This is a genomic window from Pyramidobacter piscolens W5455 (assembly GCF_000177335.1).
GTDB lineage: Bacteria > Synergistota > Synergistia > Synergistales > Dethiosulfovibrionaceae > Pyramidobacter > Pyramidobacter piscolens.
Window position 1 is genome coordinate 1 of record NZ_ADFP01000011.1, and the last position, 16,731, is coordinate 16,731.

Annotated in this window: 14 protein-coding genes; 8 read left to right on the forward strand and 6 right to left on the reverse strand. The window is 61.7% G+C overall.

Going from position 1 to position 16,731, the window contains the following annotated elements; genetic code table 11:
* Positions 1 to 142 precede the first annotated feature (142 nt).
* The 5 genes from gcvPB to HMPREF7215_RS00710 all read right to left on the reverse strand — a co-directional run bounded on the left by gcvPB (position 143) and on the right by HMPREF7215_RS00710 (position 6,073).
* Positions 143 to 1,732, reverse strand: coding sequence for an aminomethyl-transferring glycine dehydrogenase subunit GcvPB (gcvPB, locus tag HMPREF7215_RS00690; RefSeq protein ID WP_009163627.1), 1,590 nt, complete (start codon positions 1,730 to 1,732; stop codon positions 143 to 145).
* A 22-nt stretch (positions 1,733 to 1,754) separates the two neighbouring features.
* Positions 1,755 to 3,137 carry an aminomethyl-transferring glycine dehydrogenase subunit GcvPA gene (gcvPA, locus tag HMPREF7215_RS00695; RefSeq protein WP_009163628.1) on the reverse strand — a complete coding sequence of 461 codons (1,383 nt, stop codon included), beginning with the start codon at positions 3,135 to 3,137 and terminating at the stop codon, positions 1,755 to 1,757.
* 34 nt (positions 3,138 to 3,171) lie between these two features.
* Complete coding sequence (locus HMPREF7215_RS00700; protein WP_009163629.1) at positions 3,172 to 3,954, reverse strand: SDR family NAD(P)-dependent oxidoreductase; 783 nt, start codon at positions 3,952 to 3,954, stop codon at positions 3,172 to 3,174.
* 473 nt (positions 3,955 to 4,427) lie between these two features.
* Positions 4,428 to 4,901, reverse strand: coding sequence for a hypothetical protein (locus HMPREF7215_RS00705; protein ID WP_009163632.1), 474 nt, complete (start codon positions 4,899 to 4,901; stop codon positions 4,428 to 4,430).
* Positions 4,902 to 4,924: 23 nt separating this feature from the next.
* Positions 4,925 to 6,073 carry a ParA family protein gene (locus tag HMPREF7215_RS00710; protein ID WP_040549978.1) on the reverse strand — a complete coding sequence of 383 codons (1,149 nt, stop codon included), beginning with the start codon at positions 6,071 to 6,073 and terminating at the stop codon, positions 4,925 to 4,927.
* Positions 6,074 to 6,319: 246 nt separating this feature from the next.
* On the opposite strand from HMPREF7215_RS00710, the gene HMPREF7215_RS00715 reads away from it, so the two are divergent.
* Positions 6,320 to 6,904 carry a flavin reductase family protein gene (locus tag HMPREF7215_RS00715; RefSeq protein WP_009163634.1) on the forward strand — a complete coding sequence of 195 codons (585 nt, stop codon included), beginning with the start codon at positions 6,320 to 6,322 and terminating at the stop codon, positions 6,902 to 6,904.
* A gap of 164 nt (positions 6,905 to 7,068) precedes the next feature.
* On the opposite strand, the gene HMPREF7215_RS00720 is transcribed toward HMPREF7215_RS00715, so the two are convergent.
* On the reverse strand, positions 7,069 to 8,679 hold the full coding sequence (locus tag HMPREF7215_RS00720) for an N-acyl-D-amino-acid deacylase family protein (RefSeq protein WP_009163635.1): 1,611 nt from the start codon (positions 8,677 to 8,679) through the stop codon (positions 7,069 to 7,071).
* 411 nt (positions 8,680 to 9,090) lie between these two features.
* Here HMPREF7215_RS00720 and HMPREF7215_RS00725 point away from each other — a divergent pair, with 411 nt between their 5' ends.
* The 7 genes from HMPREF7215_RS00725 (at position 9,091) to HMPREF7215_RS00755 (ending at position 16,719) form a co-directional block, all read left to right on the forward strand.
* Positions 9,091 to 10,020 (forward strand): ABC transporter permease, encoded by a 930-nt coding sequence (locus HMPREF7215_RS00725; RefSeq protein ID WP_009163637.1) that lies wholly within the window; start codon positions 9,091 to 9,093, stop codon positions 10,018 to 10,020.
* Between the two features lie 13 nt (positions 10,021 to 10,033).
* Entirely contained in the window at positions 10,034 to 10,888 is an 855-nt protein-coding gene (locus HMPREF7215_RS00730; protein WP_009163638.1) for an ABC transporter permease, read from the forward strand.
* A gap of 14 nt (positions 10,889 to 10,902) precedes the next feature.
* Positions 10,903 to 11,901: an ABC transporter ATP-binding protein gene (locus tag HMPREF7215_RS00735; RefSeq protein ID WP_009163639.1), complete on the forward strand. Its 999-nt coding sequence runs from the start codon at positions 10,903 to 10,905 to the stop codon at positions 11,899 to 11,901.
* Positions 11,898 to 12,884 carry an ABC transporter ATP-binding protein gene (locus HMPREF7215_RS00740; RefSeq protein WP_009163640.1) on the forward strand — a complete coding sequence of 329 codons (987 nt, stop codon included), beginning with the start codon at positions 11,898 to 11,900 and terminating at the stop codon, positions 12,882 to 12,884. The genes HMPREF7215_RS00735 and HMPREF7215_RS00740 overlap by 4 nt, the downstream gene beginning before the upstream one ends.
* Entirely contained in the window at positions 12,877 to 13,476 is a 600-nt protein-coding gene (locus tag HMPREF7215_RS00745) for a hypothetical protein (RefSeq protein WP_009163641.1), read from the forward strand. Before HMPREF7215_RS00740 ends, HMPREF7215_RS00745 begins: the two co-directional genes overlap by 8 nt.
* Positions 13,477 to 13,568: 92 nt before the next feature.
* Positions 13,569 to 15,089: an ABC transporter substrate-binding protein gene (locus tag HMPREF7215_RS00750; RefSeq protein ID WP_040549981.1), complete on the forward strand. Its 1,521-nt coding sequence runs from the start codon at positions 13,569 to 13,571 to the stop codon at positions 15,087 to 15,089.
* 112 nt (positions 15,090 to 15,201) lie between these two features.
* A complete protein-coding gene (locus tag HMPREF7215_RS00755) occupies positions 15,202 to 16,719 on the forward strand; it encodes an ABC transporter substrate-binding protein (RefSeq protein ID WP_009163643.1) in 1,518 nt (505 codons plus the stop codon).
* Positions 16,720 to 16,731: the final 12 nt, after the last annotated feature.

Genomic DNA, 16,731 nt, shown 5'->3' on the forward strand with positions numbered 1-16,731 from the left:
GCGCCTGAGCCATGCGCTCCGCGGCGCGGGGCACGGCGCCGAGGGAGCGGGCGCGGCGGAGTGTTTCCGCCCCGTCGGTGCCCTTCAGCGCCACGGGACCGCCCATTCCCGCCACGGGATTGACGAAAAAGCCGATCTTCATCTACTTCTTTTTCGGCTGGAAGTAGCCTGCGTACTTCTGCTTATAATTGCGCCACGACAGCGCCCACTTGGCGGGGTCGTCGAAATAGTCGTGGCTGATGTGGTGCACGGTGCTGTTCAGCGGCGCTTCGCGGATGACCTCGGGCCGCTCGTAGCACTCGCGCGCGATGGAAGCGAGGATATCGCAGTATCTGTCGAGGTCGGCCTTTGAATACGACTCGCTCGGTTCGATCGTGAACGGTTCGGGGATCACCCACGGCTCGTGGCTCGACCAGTAATGCGTGCCGTAATCGGGGATGCGGCGCGAGAAGTCGGCGGTGCCGAAGCCCGTGTCCTTCTTGAGCCGTTCCCAGCTGTAACGGGCCTGTTCGATGCGCGGTTTGTGATTGGGAAAACTGATCGACGCGCCCTTGATGGCGAGGATTTTTTTCATGCAGTAGTTGTTGTTGAGGATCGCCACCCTGCTCACCTCGCGCAGCCCTTCCGCCCCCAGACTCATGATCCAAGCGTAGGCGCGCACCGCCACGGGCGCGACGCCCCAGAAGGACTTGACCTTGCCGCAGCTGCGGGGCAGGTCGAAATCGAGAAAATAGCCTTTCTCCTCGTTGCGTTCGACCAGCGGCGCGGGCAAATAATCGCGCAGCTCTTTGCGGCAGGTCACCATGCCGACGGCTGGGCCGCCGCAGCCGTGCGGCGACGAGAAGGTCTTGTGCAGGTTGAAGAACGACATGTCGAAGTCGGCCTCGACGGTGCGCGTGATGCCGAGCAGGCCGTTGGCGTTGGCCTGGTCGTAGCAGCAGATCGCGCCCGCTTCGTGGGCCAGCCGCGTGAACTCGCGGATGCGGCGGTTGAAGATGCCCGTATCCTCAGGGTTGGTCATGAAGATGGCGGCGACTTTGTTGTTTTTCAGCGTCGCCTTGAAGGCTTCGATGTCGGGCAGGCCCTCGGCGTCGGGCGGCAGCACGACGGCCTTGTACCCCTTGACGATCGGGCAGGCCGCGTCGGCAGGGTGCGAGAAGAACGTGGTGACGACGGTGTCGCGGTCGCTTTCGCCCCTCGCTTCCCAATAGGCGCGCACCACCGACGCCATGGCGAGGATGCCGTGGGCGCCGCCGCCGGGCTGGATGCTGAAGCAGTCGAGGCCGGAAATTTCCCTGAACAGCTCGCCCAGACGCCAGATGATTTCGAGAATGCCCTGCGCCGTGCCGTCGGGCTGCAGAGGGTGCATGTCGGCCACCTTGGGACAGCCGGCGAGGCGGTCGTCCACCTTGGGACTGTACTTCATCGTGCAGGTGCCCTGGCCGATGTCGATGTTGCTGTCCACGCCGAGGTTTTCCTGGGCCAGATGGTTGTAATGGCGGGCCAGCTGCGGCTGGCCGATCTCCGGCAGGTCGGGCGCGTTTTCGCGCCTCATATTTTCGGGCAGGCTGGAAACGCCGTCGCCCACTTCGGCCGCGACGGCCGGCGAAACTTCTGGGACCAGCACGCCGCGCTCGCCCTTGACGCTCAGTTCGTAAATGATCGGCTCGTTCCAGCTCGCCTGATGGAAACGGTCAAGTCGGGTGTCTCTTTTATCCGCGATTTTATCCATAACGATCCTTCCTTTCCGTCCTTCAGGCGAGAATTTCGGAGAGCGCCTCGACCAGCGCGTCCACGTCGTCTTCGCCGGTGCGCTCGGTGACGCACAGCAGCGCGCACTGTCCCAGCTCGGGGAAGTCGCGGCTCAAATCGAAGCCGCCGAGAATATTCTTTTTCAAAAGCGCCGCGTTGACCTCGGCGACCGTTTTGTTCTCGAAGCGCACGACGAACTCCTGGAACGTCGCGCCGCTCAGCGGGCAGACCGTCAGCCCTTTTACGGAAGCCAAACGTTTGCGCAGCAGCAGGCTGCGCTGCAAAATGGTCTTGCCCAGTTCCTGCATGCCCTTCGGCCCAAGGCTGGCGAGGTACACCGCCGCGCCGATGCTCCACAGCGCCGCGTGCGTGCCGACGAATTCCTTGGCGCGGTCGCGGACGGCGAACGAGGTGCGCTCCCACATCACGTCGCCGAAGCCCCATTCGCCGTGAGTCGTCGGAGCCAGGCCGAACAGGCGCGAAGGATACTCGCGCACGATCTCAGGCCGGTCCTTGGCGGCCATGTAGCCGCCCACGCCGCCGCCGTAGTTCATGTGGATGCCCAGCGCCTGGATGTCGCCGCAGGCAAGGTCGGCGCCGTACTGGAAGGGCGGCTTCATCACGCCCAGCGTCGAAGGTTCGGCGTAAACGACGGACAACGCCCCGGCCGCGTGCGCCAGATCGGCGATCCGAGACGCCTCTTCCTCGACGACGCCGAAGAAGTTGGGATTCATCACCATTACCGCCGCGGTTTTATCACTCAGTTTCGCCTCGAGATCGTTCAGATCGAGACGGCCGGTCGTGCGGTCGTAGGCGACGGAGGTCGCCTTCACGTCGGGATGCAGATACGTCTTCACGGCGCGCGCCACGTCGGGATTCAGCGTCGAGGGGATCAGCACCTCGTCGCGCTTCGTCACGCGCGTCGCCATGCGCAGCGCCGTGCCCGCGGCCTGCGAACCGTCGTAATTGGGCACGTTGACCACGTCGCAGTCCAACAGCTCGGCCATCATGCTCTCGTACTCGAAACAGGCCTGGAAGCGTCCGTGATCCTCGTACGGCTCGCCGGCGTAGGCCGAAAGGAACTCGGAGCGGTTGATCACCTCGTCCACCAGCGCGGGAACGTAGCGGTTGTAGCAGCCCGCGCCGAGGAAGCTGGTCATCTCGTTGGCCGTCTTGTCCTTGGCGAGGATGCCCGACACGTGGCGGACAAGATCGCATTCCGCCGCGTAGGGCTGCGGAAGCTTGAGCGGTTCCTTCATGAGCAGCTCCCGGGGAATGTTCTGCCCGATCAGCTCGTCGATGGATTCCGCCCCGATGAACTTGAGCATCTCGGCCTGAACGGCCGGATCGGAGTTGGGAATGTAGGGATAATTCCGTTTCGACATCGTAAGACCTCCTCGAAAAATCACGCGCCGCGCGCTAGGCGATGCCGCCGCCGTCGACGACCAGCGCCGAACCCGTGACCCACGGCGACATGCCGCTGCACAGGAAGAACACGCACATCGCCACGTCCTCCGGCGTGCCGAGCCGGGCGATCGGGCGCGCCGCGCACGAAGCCTTGAACGCCGAGTCGTACGTGCCGCCCAGCTGCTCGCATTCGCTCTTGAGCATCGGCGTGTCGCTGTCGCCGGGGCAAACGCAGTTGACGTTGATATTATGAGGGCCACAGTCGATCGCCAGAGCGCGGGTCATGTTCCATACGCCGCCCTTGGATGCGCAGTACGCCACGGCCTGATCGCCGCCCTTCAAAGCCCAACCGGAACCGATGTTGACGATCTTGCCGTGCCCCTGCTTCTTCATGTAGGGCACCACATTGTGGCACATCAGGTAAACGCTTTTCAGCGTCACGTTCAGCACCAGATCCCAGTCTTTTTCTTCGAGATCTTCCACCGTGCGGCGGCGGGTCGCTCCCGCGCAGTTGACGAGACTGTCGATGCTGCCCCAGCGCTGGAACGCCGCTTCGGCCGCCGCGGCGCAGTCGGCCTGACTGGTGACGTTGCAGCGCATGAACGCCGCGTCGCCGCCGCTGGCCCTGATTTTCGCGGCCACTTCCTCGCCGCCCTTCTCGTTGATGTCCAGCAGCATCACCTTCACGCCGGCGTCGGCGAAGAAGCGGGCGATCCCCGCCCCCAGCCCCGACGCAGCTCCCGTGATGACGGCGTTTTTGCCCCTCATGCCGCACAGTTCGTTCAAATCCAACATGACGACGCCTCCCTGTCATAAAAACCCGTATACAAAAAAGCGACCGACGCGAACAGGGGGCAAAAGTTTTTTGCCCGCCCGTCATTCATCGCTCGCCGTCTGCCGCGTTTTTTCAAGAGCACAAAACGAAAAACGCCCATCAGAATTGCGAGGCGATGCTCTCACGCTTGTTTGTATACAATCTATTTGAAAAGAATATTACGACAAGGGCGCTTATTTGTCAAGGGAATTTTGCCGCCGAAATTGAATCAACGCCGCCCGCTCGCCCAAATTCATCCGACACGACGTTGTCAAAAGCCGCCGTTCTCGTTATCGAGAAACGCGCACCGAAAATCCAGTATACAAAAATTCCGCGGCGTGTGAGAAAAGCCGCGGAATTTTTTACGCGCCAGACGGGCGCCTGTTAGAGCCGTTCAATCACTTTGATCCACAATACAGGAGGATGTCAATCCCTCAGTTTCGCCGCAGCGCGTTTACTTTGCGGGCGTTCTGTTCACGCGAATTGTCTTGCTGATGGTGCGGCCGCGGCCGCCACGCTCGGTATGGAGCACGGTGATCCACCCGGCCAGCGCCAGCTCGTTCAGCGCCCGCGCCAGCTTGTCGGCGCGCACTCTCATTTTTCCGGCCAGCTCGTCGATGACGATGACGCCGCCGCTGCGGGCGGCCTGGCAGCTCAGCATGACGAGCCAGTCGAATTTGTTCATCACGCCGGGTTTCATGGCCTGGTACCAGTCCCACACGGCATCCTGTCCCGAAAGCGCCTCGACCGTCGGCGCTGCGGCGGCTGGAACGGATTCGGCCGGTTCCGCGGCGACGGGCGAGGGTTCTTCTTCGAGCGATGGGCTCTCAGCCGCCGCGGGGGGCGTTTCCGGTCGCTGATTGAAGGCCGCGAAGCTCTGCAGCGCTTCCGCGACGTTTTTGTCCAGTTTGAAGGAATCTTTTTCCATATCACGGCACCGCCTTTCCGTTGTCAGTCCCGCAGCGAAAGCGTCTGCCGGGCCAGTTCGCCGAAGACCGCCAGCGCTTCCTTTTCTTTCGCCTCGAGCCCCTCGACGCCGAGGAAGCGGTTATAGCAGTCGGCTACGGCCGCGCGGCGCGGCACTTCGTACAGCGGGATGCCGCTTTTGGCCAGCTGCTCGGTCACCGCCGCGAGGATTTCGCGGTCGAGGCGCTGGCGTCGGTCGCAGCGAGAGAAGATGACGCCGCAGATGCGCAGGCCGGGGTTGCGGTGTTTGTACTCCGCCAGCGTCGCGGAAAAATGCGGCAGGGTTTTGAGACACTGGCGGCTCGGGTCGATCGGCAGCAGCACGTCGCTGGCGGCCAGCAGCGCGTTCTTCAACGCCAGCGTCGCCGAAGGCGGCGTGTCGATCAGCACCAGCTGATATTCCCGCGCGGCGCGGTCGAGAAAGTGCGCCAGTCGGTCTTCCAGCGCGCCCTCCGCCGCCGGCAGGACGTCGGCCGCGGAAGGGTGGGCCGGCAGGATGTCGACGCTGGCATAGCGGGTGGAGCGGATCAGCAGCTCGGGATTGCCGGCATAGGGCTGGGGATCCAGCAGGGCGCGCAGGCTGAGGTCGGCGGGAACGTCCTCGGCGCGCAGGAAGAAATCGGTCGCCGAGCCCTGCGGATCGGTGTCGACGACCAGCAGGCGCCCGTCGCGTTTTTCTTCGTCCCAAATTTTCTGGATCGCCGTGGCGATGAAACAGGTGATCGTGGTCTTGCCGACGCCGCCCTTGAGCATGGAGACCGCCACGCGCTTCTGCGCGGCGCGGGCGGCGCTTCGGGGCTCGCCGTCCGCCGCGTTTTTTTCGTCCGCAACCGGTTCCGCTCGGGGAGGAACGTCTTCCGCCGCCGCAGGCTCTTCCGCTCCCGTCGCTTTGTCCGCGGCGGGAACGGACGGCTCGTAATCGAATTCGACCACTTCCAGCCGCTGCGGGACGATGTCGCCCATCTGCGCGGCCCAGCCCGCCCACTGCTCCACTTCCTCGCGCTCTTCATCGCTGAGGGGGATCTCCTCTTCGGCTTCGGAAAGCGGCTGAGGCGGCAGCGGCGCGGGAGGCGGCGGGAGATTTCTGATCCGCATCAGCCCTATGGATTTCAAGATGCTGTCCAGAATGGTCATGTTCTCACCGTCCAATCGATGGATGCTCATGTTCACATTATAATGCATGGGCGCAAAAATAAAAAAGGCTCGCCGCAAAGTTCCTTCACAAAAAGGCTTTCGTACGGAAAGCAGCGCCGCCGCTTTACCGCTTCCGCCTGCCATACTCCATATCGGCGGCGCTGTCAAAAGGCGCGCGGGGCAAAACTTCGAGCCCGCTTCAGCTTGACAGCTTCCCCTATAATGGATTCGGAAAGGTGTCATATCATGAAAGGGATGATTTTTATGCGCAAGGATTTCGGCAAGCAAACGATCGTCACGCCGCTGCCCGTGCTTATCATCGCGACCTACGGCGACGACGGGCGCCCCGACGCCATGAACGCCGCCTGGGGCGGACAGGTTGACAACGACATGGTCCACGTCGAGTTGGACAACTCACATCTGACCACCGACAACATCAAACGGAGAAAAGCTTTCACGGTCAGTTTCGCCGACCGCAAAAACCTCGTCATGGCCGATTATTTCGGCCTCGTCTCCCGCCGTAAGGAAGACAAGATCGCCCAAACGGGAGCGCATGTGGAAAAAAGCGCTCACGTGGACGCGCCCGTCATCACCGACTTTCCGTTGACGCTGGAGTGCCGGCTCGTCAGCGTCAGCGAGGAGTTCGGCGGCACCCGCGTGGTCGGCGAGGTGGTCAACATGAGCGCCGACAAGTCGATCCTCGACGAAAAAGGGCACGTCGATCTGGGCAAGGGCGAGTTCCTCTGCTACGATCCCGCCGCTTTCGCGTACCGCGTCATCGGCGAGCGCGCCGGCGCCGCCTTCAAAGACGGTCACAAGATCGGCGCCTGATTCGTTCCGGCGTGACGGGACGCGGAACGTTTTACGCCGAGCCGGCCGCCGCGTCGGAACGTGCCGTTTCATAAGAGATCAAGAGAATTTATTCATGAATCGCCGCGAGCGAGAATCCCTATAGGGAATCCGTCCGCGGCGATTCGTTTTTTTCGAAAAAAGTTTCATTCGTCGTCGGGCGTCCAGTAACGCAGAACCCGCCCCGCGCGCTCGCCGGTCGTTTTGCCGCGGCAGGCGCCGAGGCGGCCGTCGACCCATACGGCTTCGATGCCGACAGGCGGCGTCATGGGGCGTTCGTACGTGCCGCGGTCGGCGACCGTCTCCGGATCGAAGAGCACCAGGTCCGCGTCCATGCCGGGACGAAGGATCCCCTTGCCGCTCAGGCCGAGGCGCGCCGCGGGCAGCGACGTCATCTTGCGCACGGCCTCTTCCATGGAGAAGAGCTTCAGCTCGCGCGCGTAACGTCCGAGAACGCGCGGGAACGTGCCGCTGTATCGCGGATGCACGAACTCTTCCGGCGCGGCGACCGCGCCGTCCGAGCCGATCATCACCAGCGGATCGGCGATGACGTTGCGGACGTCCTGTTCCGTCATCGTGAAGTAAACGCCGTGATCGGCGCCCTGATTGCGGAGGATCACTTCGAGCAGCGCGTCGAGCGGATCGGTCCCCATCTTCCGGGCAGCGTCTTCGAGGTTCATGCCGCGGTATTCGGGCGTGAGCGGAAGCTCGCCGAGCACGATCCCCTTCGCGCCGCCGCCGTGCTCCATCGTCTTGCGCCAGCGTTCCGAGTCCGCCATTTCGTCGTGCAGCGCCCGCCGCGCCTCGGGATCCGAAAGAAGCTTCACGATGCCGGCGACGCCGCCCGAATGCACCCATTTGGGCATCAGCGAGCGCAGATTGGAACTGGCCGCCGTGTAAGGGTACTGGTCCACGGTGACGTCCAGCCCCTCGGCGCGGGCGGCGCGGATGATGGAAAAAAGATGTTCGGCCATGCCGGGACGGTCGCTCTCGCGCGCCTTGAGATGCACGACCTGAGCCGGGATACGGTTGACGCGCGCCACGTTAATCGTCGCGCGCACGCACTCCGGCGACTTGTCGGCCTGATTCCTCATGTGCGACAGATACAGGCCGCGGCGCTTCGTCAGTCCGCCGGCGACGAACTCGAGCTCTTCGTCGGAAGAGTAAATTCCGGGAGGGTACGCCAGGCCGCTGCTCAAGCCGAACGCGCCCTCTTCCATGCTCTGTCCGACGAGCGCCCGCATCCGTTCCAGTTCCTCGCGCGAAGGGTCGCGGCTGTCGAAGCCCATCACGCAGAGGCGCACCGTCCCCTGACCGACAAACGAACCGGCGTTGACGCCGAGCGGCTGACGGTCGAGGCGCGCCAGCCATTCGCCGAAACTGTTCCAGTCCCAGTCGACGCGACGACCGCTTTTGGTCACGCCGGCGTACTCGTCGAGTTCAGCCTTGCGCTCGGGGCAGATCGGCGCGGGGCTGATGCCGCACTGCCCCATGATCACCGTAGTGACGCCCTGCAGCATAATGTTGGCGGCCTCGGGATTGTAGGTCATGCCGAAATCGGCGTGGCTGTGGATGTCGATGAAGCCGGGAGCGAGCATGAGCCCCGAGGCTTCGACCGTTTCGTCGTTCCGGCCGGCTTTGACGCCGCGGCCGACGGCGGCGATCTTTCCGTCTTCCGTTCTTAGACTGCCCCGGAACCACGCCGCTCCGGTCCCGTCGCAAATTTTCGCGTTATGGATGAAATAATTTCGCGCCACATTCTTCAACTCCTGATCCACAAGATAAAATTTTCCACTTTTCGTCGCGCTGACGCTGTATATTTGTATATAACATACTCTTCTCGCTTGCTGATTTCAGGACGTCTCAGCCATCGGCCAGCAAACTGTTTTATTAGATTACTAAGGCTTTTATGTGCTGTCAAGACGCCTATGGGACCGTAATGCATTTTTTATAGCTTTATGATATACTGTACACAAACATGACAAAGTAAAATTTTACGTTAAGAATCTAATTTCGATAACATCGCTTGCCTTTCATGAACTCCAGACGGCGCTCCGCTTTCGCTCGTTTTTCGAAAACGGGAGCGGCCGTTTTATTTGACGGGGAAAACACAAACGGCGGCGTTTGTGCGGAAATAATTTTTTTTGGCAAAGGGAAGGGAGAACCGTATGCTCAAGTACACGATACGAAGGCTTATTTTGCTTGTCCCCGTTCTCGCGGGCGTGGCGCTGCTGGTCTTTACGCTGCTCTACATCACGCCCGGCGATCCGGCGCGCATGGCTCTGGGAGAGGACGCGCCGCAGGAGGCGGTCGAGCAGTTCCGCAAGAATTACGGGCTTGACGACCCGTTTTTCGTGCAGTTCGGGCGCTACTGCTACAAGGCGCTGCTCCACGGCGACATCGGCGATTCCTACGTTACGAAGTCGTCGGTGAGCGAGGAGATCCTCACTCGTTTCCCCACCACGCTGAAGCTCGCCTTCTGGGCGGTCGTGCTCGGCGTAGCGCTGGGACTGCCTTTCGGCATCATCTGCGCGATCCGGCAGTATTCGATCTTCGATTCGGTGTCGATGGTCTTGGCGCTGATCGGCGTCGCCATGCCGAACTTCTGGCTGGGCGTCCTGCTGATTTTGCTCTTTTCCGTAAAGCTGAACTGGCTGCCGCCCTCGGGCTTCACCACCTTCGCCGAAATGGCGATGCCGGTTTTCACGCTGTCCGGCGGCACGCTGGCCGTGATCACGCGCATGACCCGTTCCAGCATGCTGGAAGTCATCAAGTCCGACTACGTGCGCACGGCGCGTGCCAAGGGGCAGCGCGAATCGGTCATCATTTGGCGTCACGCCTTGCCGAACGCGCTGATCCCGATTTTGACCATCGTCGGCATGCAGTTCGGCGGCCTTCTGAGCGGCGCGATCCTGACGGAGACAGTGTTCTCCATTCCCGGCGTCGGCCGTCTGATGGTGGAGTCCATCAAGATGCGCGACTTCCCCGTGGTTCAGGGCGGCGTGCTGTACATCGCGCTGGTTTTCTGCTTCATCAATCTGGCCGTGGATCTGCTGTACGCCTGGGTCGATCCGCGCATCAAGGCAAAGTACCGCTAGGAGGGCTTTTTCGATGCTTCTCAAGAAAAACAGCATGCTGCGCCTGACGCTGGTGCGTCTCAGAAGAAACCATCTGGCCATGATCGGGCTGGCGATCGTGCTGACGCTGATCTTCGTGGCCGTTTTTGCGGATTACATCGCGCCGTTCAAATATTCGCGCCAGCATCTGCGCGAAACGCTGCAGGCGCCGAACGCGAAGTATCTGCTCGGTACCGACGAGTTCGGGCGCGACGTTTTGAGCCGCCTGATCTACGGCGCCCGCGTCTCGCTGCAGGTAGGGCTGGTCGCCGTCTCCATCTCGCTGCTCGTGGGCGGATCGCTGGGGGCGATCGCCGGTTTTTACGGCGGCAAGCTCGACAATCTGATCATGCGCCTGATGGACGTGCAGCTGGCCGTGCCTTCGACGCTGCTGGCCATCGCGATCGCTGCGGCGCTCGGGCCGGGTCTGTTCAACCTGATGATCGCCGTCGGCATTTCCTCGGTGCCCCGGTTCGCGCGCTTGCTGCGCGCCTCGGTGCTCTCGGTCAAGGAGATGGAGTTCGTCGAAGCGGCGCGGGCCATGGGCGCCAGCGATTTCCGCATCATCGTGCTGCATATCCTGCCGAACTGCTGCGCGCCGCTGATCGTCCAGGCGACGCTGAGCGTCGCCAGCGCGATCCTGTCCTCGGCGTCGCTGAGCTTCATCGGCCTCGGCATCCAGCCTCCCTACCCCGAATGGGGCGGCATGCTGTCGAGCGCCCGCGACTACCTGCGCAGCAGCCCGTATCTCAGCATGTTCCCCGGCATCGCCATCGTCGTCACGATCATCGCCCTGAACTTCATCGGCGACGGGCTCCGCGACGCGCTGGATCCCAAGCAGAAACGATAAACGGAGCGTAAAACATGGCAGACTTTCAGAAAAAACTTCTCGATATCCGCGATCTGACCGTTCAGTTCGACACCGACTCCGGCGTCGTCCACGCCGTCAACCATCTCAACATGCAGCTGGAAGAGGGCAAGGCGCTGGGGTTCGTCGGCGAGACGGGCGCCGGCAAGACGACGACCGCGCTGGCGATCCTGCAGCTGATCCAGTCGCCTCCCGGCGAGATCACCAGCGGCGAGATCTGGTTCAAGGGGCAGAACGTGCGCGAGATGACGGAAGCGGAACTGCGCAACATGCGCGGCCGCGAGATCGCCATGATCTTCCAGGATCCGATGACGTCTCTGAACCCGATCATGACGGTGGAAGAGCAGATCATGGAGATGATCTCGCTCCACTCCGACCTGAAAGGCAGCGAGATCCGCGAGCGCGCGCTGGAGATGATGCGCCTTGTCGGCATCCGTCCCGAACGGGCGAAGGACTATCCGCATCAGTTTTCCGGCGGCATGCGCCAGCGCGTCGGCATCGCCATCGCCTTGGCCTGCAAGCCCAGTCTGCTGATCGCCGACGAGCCGACGACGGCGCTCGACGTGACGATCCAGGCGCAGGTGCTGGAGCTGATCAAAGAGCTGCAGAAGCAGGTCAAGACTTCGATGCTGCTGATCACTCACGACCTCGGCATCGTCGCGGAAACGTGCGACAGCGTCGCCATCATGTACGCGGGACGTCTTGTGGAGTACGCGGACATCCAGCATCTGTACGGCAATCCGCTGCATCCTTACACGCAGGGGTTGTTCGACGCGGTTCCCGACCTCGAAAGCCCGATCGGCGAAAAGCTCGCCGTCATCCAGGGGCTGCCGCCCGATCCCACCAATCTGCCGCGCGGCTGCAGTTTCTCGCCCCGCTGCCCCTACGCGCAGGCGGAATGTCTTGAAAAGCCCTGCGGCATGAGGGAGATCGAGCCCGGCCACTTCATCGACTGTTATTTCCCGCATCAATACGAGGGAGGTTCGCGCGCATGACCGGCACAATCGAAAAGACAGACCCCATCGTCGAGATCAGGCGCCTGAAAAAATACTTCCAAGTCGCAGGCGGCCAGCTTCACGCCGTGGACGACGTGACCGTCTCGATCCCCCGCGGCAAAACGCTGGGACTGGTCGGCGAGTCGGGCTGCGGCAAATCGACGCTCGGGCGCGTGGTGATCGGCCTTATCGGCGCGACGGACGGCGAAATCTTTTTCAACGGCAAAGACTCGCTCAAGTACGGTCCTTCCGAGCGCGCCCAGTTCCGCAAGCACGCTCAGATCGTCTTTCAGGATCCGTTTTCGTCGCTGAATCCGCGCATGACCGTCTCGCAGTTGATCGCCGAGCCGATGGTGATCAACAGGGCCTATTCCCACCGCTCCGAACTGGATCACAAAGTCAAGCAGCTGATGGACACGGTCGGCCTGGCGGAACGGCTGACGAACTCCTTCCCGCACGAGCTGGACGGCGGACGCCGCCAGAGGATCGGCATCGCCCGCGCCTTGGCGCTGGATCCCGAATTCATCGTGCTGGACGAGCCCGTCTCGGCGCTGGACGTGTGCATCCAGGCCCAGATCCTCAACCTGCTCGGCGAACTGAAAAAGGAGCGCGGCTACACCTACCTGTTCATCTCCCACAACCTCAGCGTCGTGCGCTACGTCTCCGACGAGATCGCCGTCATGTACCTCGGCCAGATCGTGGAGAAGGCCGACAATCTCCGTCTCTTCCAGGATCCCGTGCATCCCTACACGCAGGCGCTGCTTTCGGCCATTCCCGTGGCGCGGCTGAACCGCAAGAAAAAACGCATCCTTCTCGAAGGCGACGTGCCCAGCCCCGTCAATCCGCCGCAGGGGTGCCGCTTCGCCGGCCGCTGCGCTTACCGTCAGGACGTCTGCATGGCGCAGACGCCCGAGCTGCGCGAGATCGAGCCGTCCCACTTCGTGGCCTGCCACTTCGCGCGGGACTTGCGGCTTCATGCCTGACCTCGCGCCCCTGCCGCCGCGTCCGCAGGACTCTGACGACGCGACGCTGCGCTGGTTCGCCGGCGTGCCGCTGGGAACGAATCCGCTGATCCTGCTCGATTTTTTCACGTTGCTGGCGATCGCCTGGGTCGTCTCATGGGGCGCGCTGGTGGCGACGCAGTTCGTCCTCGGCGGATACGTGGACGTTTCGCATTACAAAGGCGCCGCCGCCGTCGCTTCGTTCCTCTCGTTGATCTTCATCGGCTTTTACGGCGTGGTCTGCTTCGTCATCACGCGCAACCGCTACGCGGCGCTGTACCGCTGCGGCCGCGACGCCGTCCTGTGCGAAAACATGCGCTGCAATCCGCGCGCTTTGGAATGGCGGGCGCTGCGCTTCACGGCCTATCCTATCGAGCCGGTACGAGATCCCATCCGCAGCGTGGAACGCCGGGCTTTATGGAAGGACGTGACGAAGGCGCAGCGGATTGACAGCCTGCGCGTGATCGTCCTCAAAGGGAAACGCGGCACGCTGATGCGGGTGTACTGTCCCGACGAAAAGATTTACGCCGAGGCGCTCGCGTTCATCGGCGCGAGGACGGGCGCTACCGTATAGCGAGAGAGTTTTTCCCACAGGTTTTTCCCTCGCCGGCATGGGCCGGCGGGGCGGTTTCCATGGACTTTATCATTGTGAAAGGAAGTGTGTTCATGAATTTGAAGAGGTATTCCGTTTTGTGCGCTGTTCTTGCGTTGGGTCTGATGTTCTGCGGCGCGGCCGCGGCCGTTCCCGAGGACACCATCACGGTGGGCATGGCGGCGGACGCCAAGTCGCTGGATCCGCAGATGACCAACGACACCACGTCGAGCACCTACATGATCCAGATGTACGAGCCGCTGATCGAGATCAACAAGGACAAGGAACTGGTCCCCTGCCTGGCCGAAAACTGGAAGAAGCTCGACGATCTGACCTACGAGATCACGCTGCGCAAAGGCGTCAAGTTTCATAACGGCGCCGAAGTGACCGCCGACGACGCCGTGTTCACGCTGAACCGCATGACCACACCCGCGGCGGCGGCGGTCAAGTCCTACGGCGCGAACATCGACGCCTCAGGCCTGAAAGTCATCGACCGCTATACCTTCCAGGTGAAAGCGACTTCGCCGATGGCCGGTTTCCTCTCGTACCTGACCCATTCGTCGGCCTACATTCTCTGCAAGGCCGCCGTCGAAGCCGCCGGCGAAGATTACGCCAAACACCCGATCGGCACCGGCCCCTTCAAGTTCGTGGAAAAGCTCAAGGGCGACCACGTGTCCTACGAGCGTTTCGAGGACTACTGGGGAGACAAGGCCCGCTACGGGAAGCTGCTGATGCGCACGATCCCCGAGGCCACCAGCCGCGTCATCGAGCTCGAGACCGGCAACATCGACATCGCTTACGGCATCCCCAACAACGACTTCAAACGCCTGCAGGACGAGGGCAAGGTCGCCGTGTACAACAAACCCGGCCTTTCCATCACCTACATGGGATTCAACACGCAGACGCCTCCGTTCGACAATCCCAAAGTCCGCAAGGCCATCACCATCGCCATCGACCGCGAGGGCGCGCTCGACGTCGTTTACAAGGGACTGGGGCGCGTGCCCACCAGCCCGCTGATCCCCGTGAACAGTTACTTCCCCGATCCCGTACCGGTGGAGTACGATCCCGACAAGGCCGAAAAAATGCTCGAAGAGGCCGGCATCAAGAACCTCGAGTTCACCATCTACACCAACGAGAACAAGCAGCGCAAGGATTACGCCGAAGTCATCCAGGCCATGCTGGGCGACCTGGGCATCACCGTCAAAATCCAGGTTCTCGAGTGGGGCACGTTCCTCGAACAGCTCAAGGGCGGCAAGCTGCCCGTCTTCATGATCGGCTGGGCCGCCGACAACATCAACCCCGATCCCGACGCCTACATCAAGGCCGCCATGCACTCCAAGTTCGCCGGCCCCTCCAACCGCGTCTGGCTGAAGGACGATCTGGTCGACGAGCTGCTTGACAAGGGCACCGTCACCCCCGACGGCCCCGAGCGCGCGGAGATCTACAGAAAGTTCTGCGACCGCGTCAACGAGCTGAACCCCTGGTGCTACCTGGCGATCGCCGACACGCTTTACGGCGCGAACAAGAACCTGAAGGGCGTGGAGAATTTCTACCGCGGCTCGATCAACCGCCTGGACCGCGTTTATTACGAATAAGGTTCACCGATAACAAAAAGCAGGCGCCGAAATCGTTTTCGACACCTGCTTTCATATCTGGAAAGAATCGGCGGTCTATCGCCAAGAAATTTTTTATCGGGAGGAAAAACTCATGAACGGAAAACATTCCAAAACGATTTTCTGCGCGCTTTTTCTCTGCTTCCTGCTCGTCGGCTGCACCCGGGCGGCGGGAAAAGACCGGCTGGCCGTCGGTATGCCTGCCGACGCGAAGTCTTTCGATCCGCAGATGACCAGCGACACGGTCTCCAGCACTTATATGATCCAGATGTACGAGCCGCTCTTCGACTTCTCTCGCGACAAAAAACTGATCGGCTGCCTCGCCGAGAGCTGGAAAAAGCTGGATCCTCTCACCTACGAGATCACTCTGCGCAAAGGCGTCACGTTCCACAACGGCGACGAGCTGACCGCGGAAGACGCCGTTTTCACGCTGCGCCGCATGACGACGCCCAAAGCGGCGGCCGTCAAAGCTTACGGCGCAAACATCGACCCCGCCGGATTCAAAATCATCGACCGCTACACCTTCCAAGTCAAAGCGACGTCCCCCATGGCGGCCTTTCTCTCTTACCTGAACCACTCTTCCAGCTACATCATGAACAAAAACGCCGTCGAAGCCGAAGGCGACAATTACGGCCGGCATCCTGTCGGCACGGGGCCTTTCAAATTTTCGGAAATGCTCAAGGGGGATCACGTCTCTTTTGAGCGATTCGACGATTACTGGGGTCTCAAGCCGCGCTTCAAAAGCCTGATCATGCGCACCATCCCCGAACCCGCCAGCCGAGTTATCGAGCTTGAGACAGGAAACGTCGATCTCATCTACGACATCCCCAACAGCGACTTCAGACGCCTTGAAAACGAAGAAAAAGTCAGAGTGTATCATAATCCCGGGCTGGCGCTCACCTACATGGGCTTCAACACTCAGATCCCGCCATTCGATAACCCCAAGATCCGCAAGGCTATCACCCTCGCCATCGACCGCGAAGCCGCTCTGAACGTCGTTTACCACGGGCTCGGCGTCGTGCCGACCAGCGTGCTGCTGCCGATCCACAACTATTTCCCCGAACTGGCCGCTCCGGAATACGATCCGGACAAGGCGCGAAAACTCCTCGAAGAAGCGGGCGTGCCCAATCTTTCGTTTACCCTTTACACGAACGAAAGCAAGCAGCGCCGCAACTACGCGGAAATCATTCAGTCCATGCTCGCCGACATCGGCGTGACCGTGCAGATTAACGTGCTCGAGTGGGGCAGCTTCCTCGAACAGCTCAAGAACGGCAATCTTCCCGTCTTCATGATCGGCTGGGGTTCCAGCGTCAACCCCGACCCCGATGCCTACATCAAGACCGCCATGCACTCGCGTTTTGCCGGTTCGACGAACCGAGTCTGCTTGAAGGACAAAGAAGTGGACGAACTTCTCGAACAGGGAGCCGTGACCGAGGACGGGCCGGAGCGCGCTAAAATTTACGCGCGTCTCTGCGAACGCATCGACGAACTGAATCCCTGGTGCTGTCTGGCGATCGCCGACACGCTCTACGGGACCAACAAGGATCTCAAAGGCGCAGACGGATTCTATCACGGCACGCTGAACCCGCTGAACAGCGTTTTTTACGAATAACCGCTATCTCCG

Coding starts and splice junctions, on each gene's coding strand:
- gcvPA (WP_009163628.1), bottom strand. CDS start 3,137: ATGTCGAAACGGAATTATCCCTACATTCCCAACTCCGATCCGGCCGTT.
- HMPREF7215_RS00705 (WP_009163632.1), bottom strand. CDS start 4,901: ATGGAAAAAGATTCCTTCAAACTGGACAAAAACGTCGCGGAAGCGCTG.
- HMPREF7215_RS00710 (WP_040549978.1), bottom strand. CDS start 6,073: ATGACCATTCTGGACAGCATCTTGAAATCCATAGGGCTGATGCGGATC.
- HMPREF7215_RS00755 (WP_009163643.1), top strand. CDS start 15,202: ATGAACGGAAAACATTCCAAAACGATTTTCTGCGCGCTTTTTCTCTGC.
- HMPREF7215_RS00715 (WP_009163634.1), top strand. CDS start 6,320: ATGAAAGGGATGATTTTTATGCGCAAGGATTTCGGCAAGCAAACGATC.
- HMPREF7215_RS00700 (WP_009163629.1), bottom strand. CDS start 3,954: ATGTTGGATTTGAACGAACTGTGCGGCATGAGGGGCAAAAACGCCGTC.
- HMPREF7215_RS00725 (WP_009163637.1), top strand. CDS start 9,091: ATGCTCAAGTACACGATACGAAGGCTTATTTTGCTTGTCCCCGTTCTC.
- HMPREF7215_RS00750 (WP_040549981.1), top strand. CDS start 13,569: ATGAATTTGAAGAGGTATTCCGTTTTGTGCGCTGTTCTTGCGTTGGGT.
- HMPREF7215_RS00740 (WP_009163640.1), top strand. CDS start 11,898: ATGACCGGCACAATCGAAAAGACAGACCCCATCGTCGAGATCAGGCGC.
- HMPREF7215_RS00730 (WP_009163638.1), top strand. CDS start 10,034: ATGCTTCTCAAGAAAAACAGCATGCTGCGCCTGACGCTGGTGCGTCTC.
- HMPREF7215_RS00745 (WP_009163641.1), top strand. CDS start 12,877: ATGCCTGACCTCGCGCCCCTGCCGCCGCGTCCGCAGGACTCTGACGAC.
- gcvPB (WP_009163627.1), bottom strand. CDS start 1,732: ATGGATAAAATCGCGGATAAAAGAGACACCCGACTTGACCGTTTCCAT.
- HMPREF7215_RS00735 (WP_009163639.1), top strand. CDS start 10,903: ATGGCAGACTTTCAGAAAAAACTTCTCGATATCCGCGATCTGACCGTT.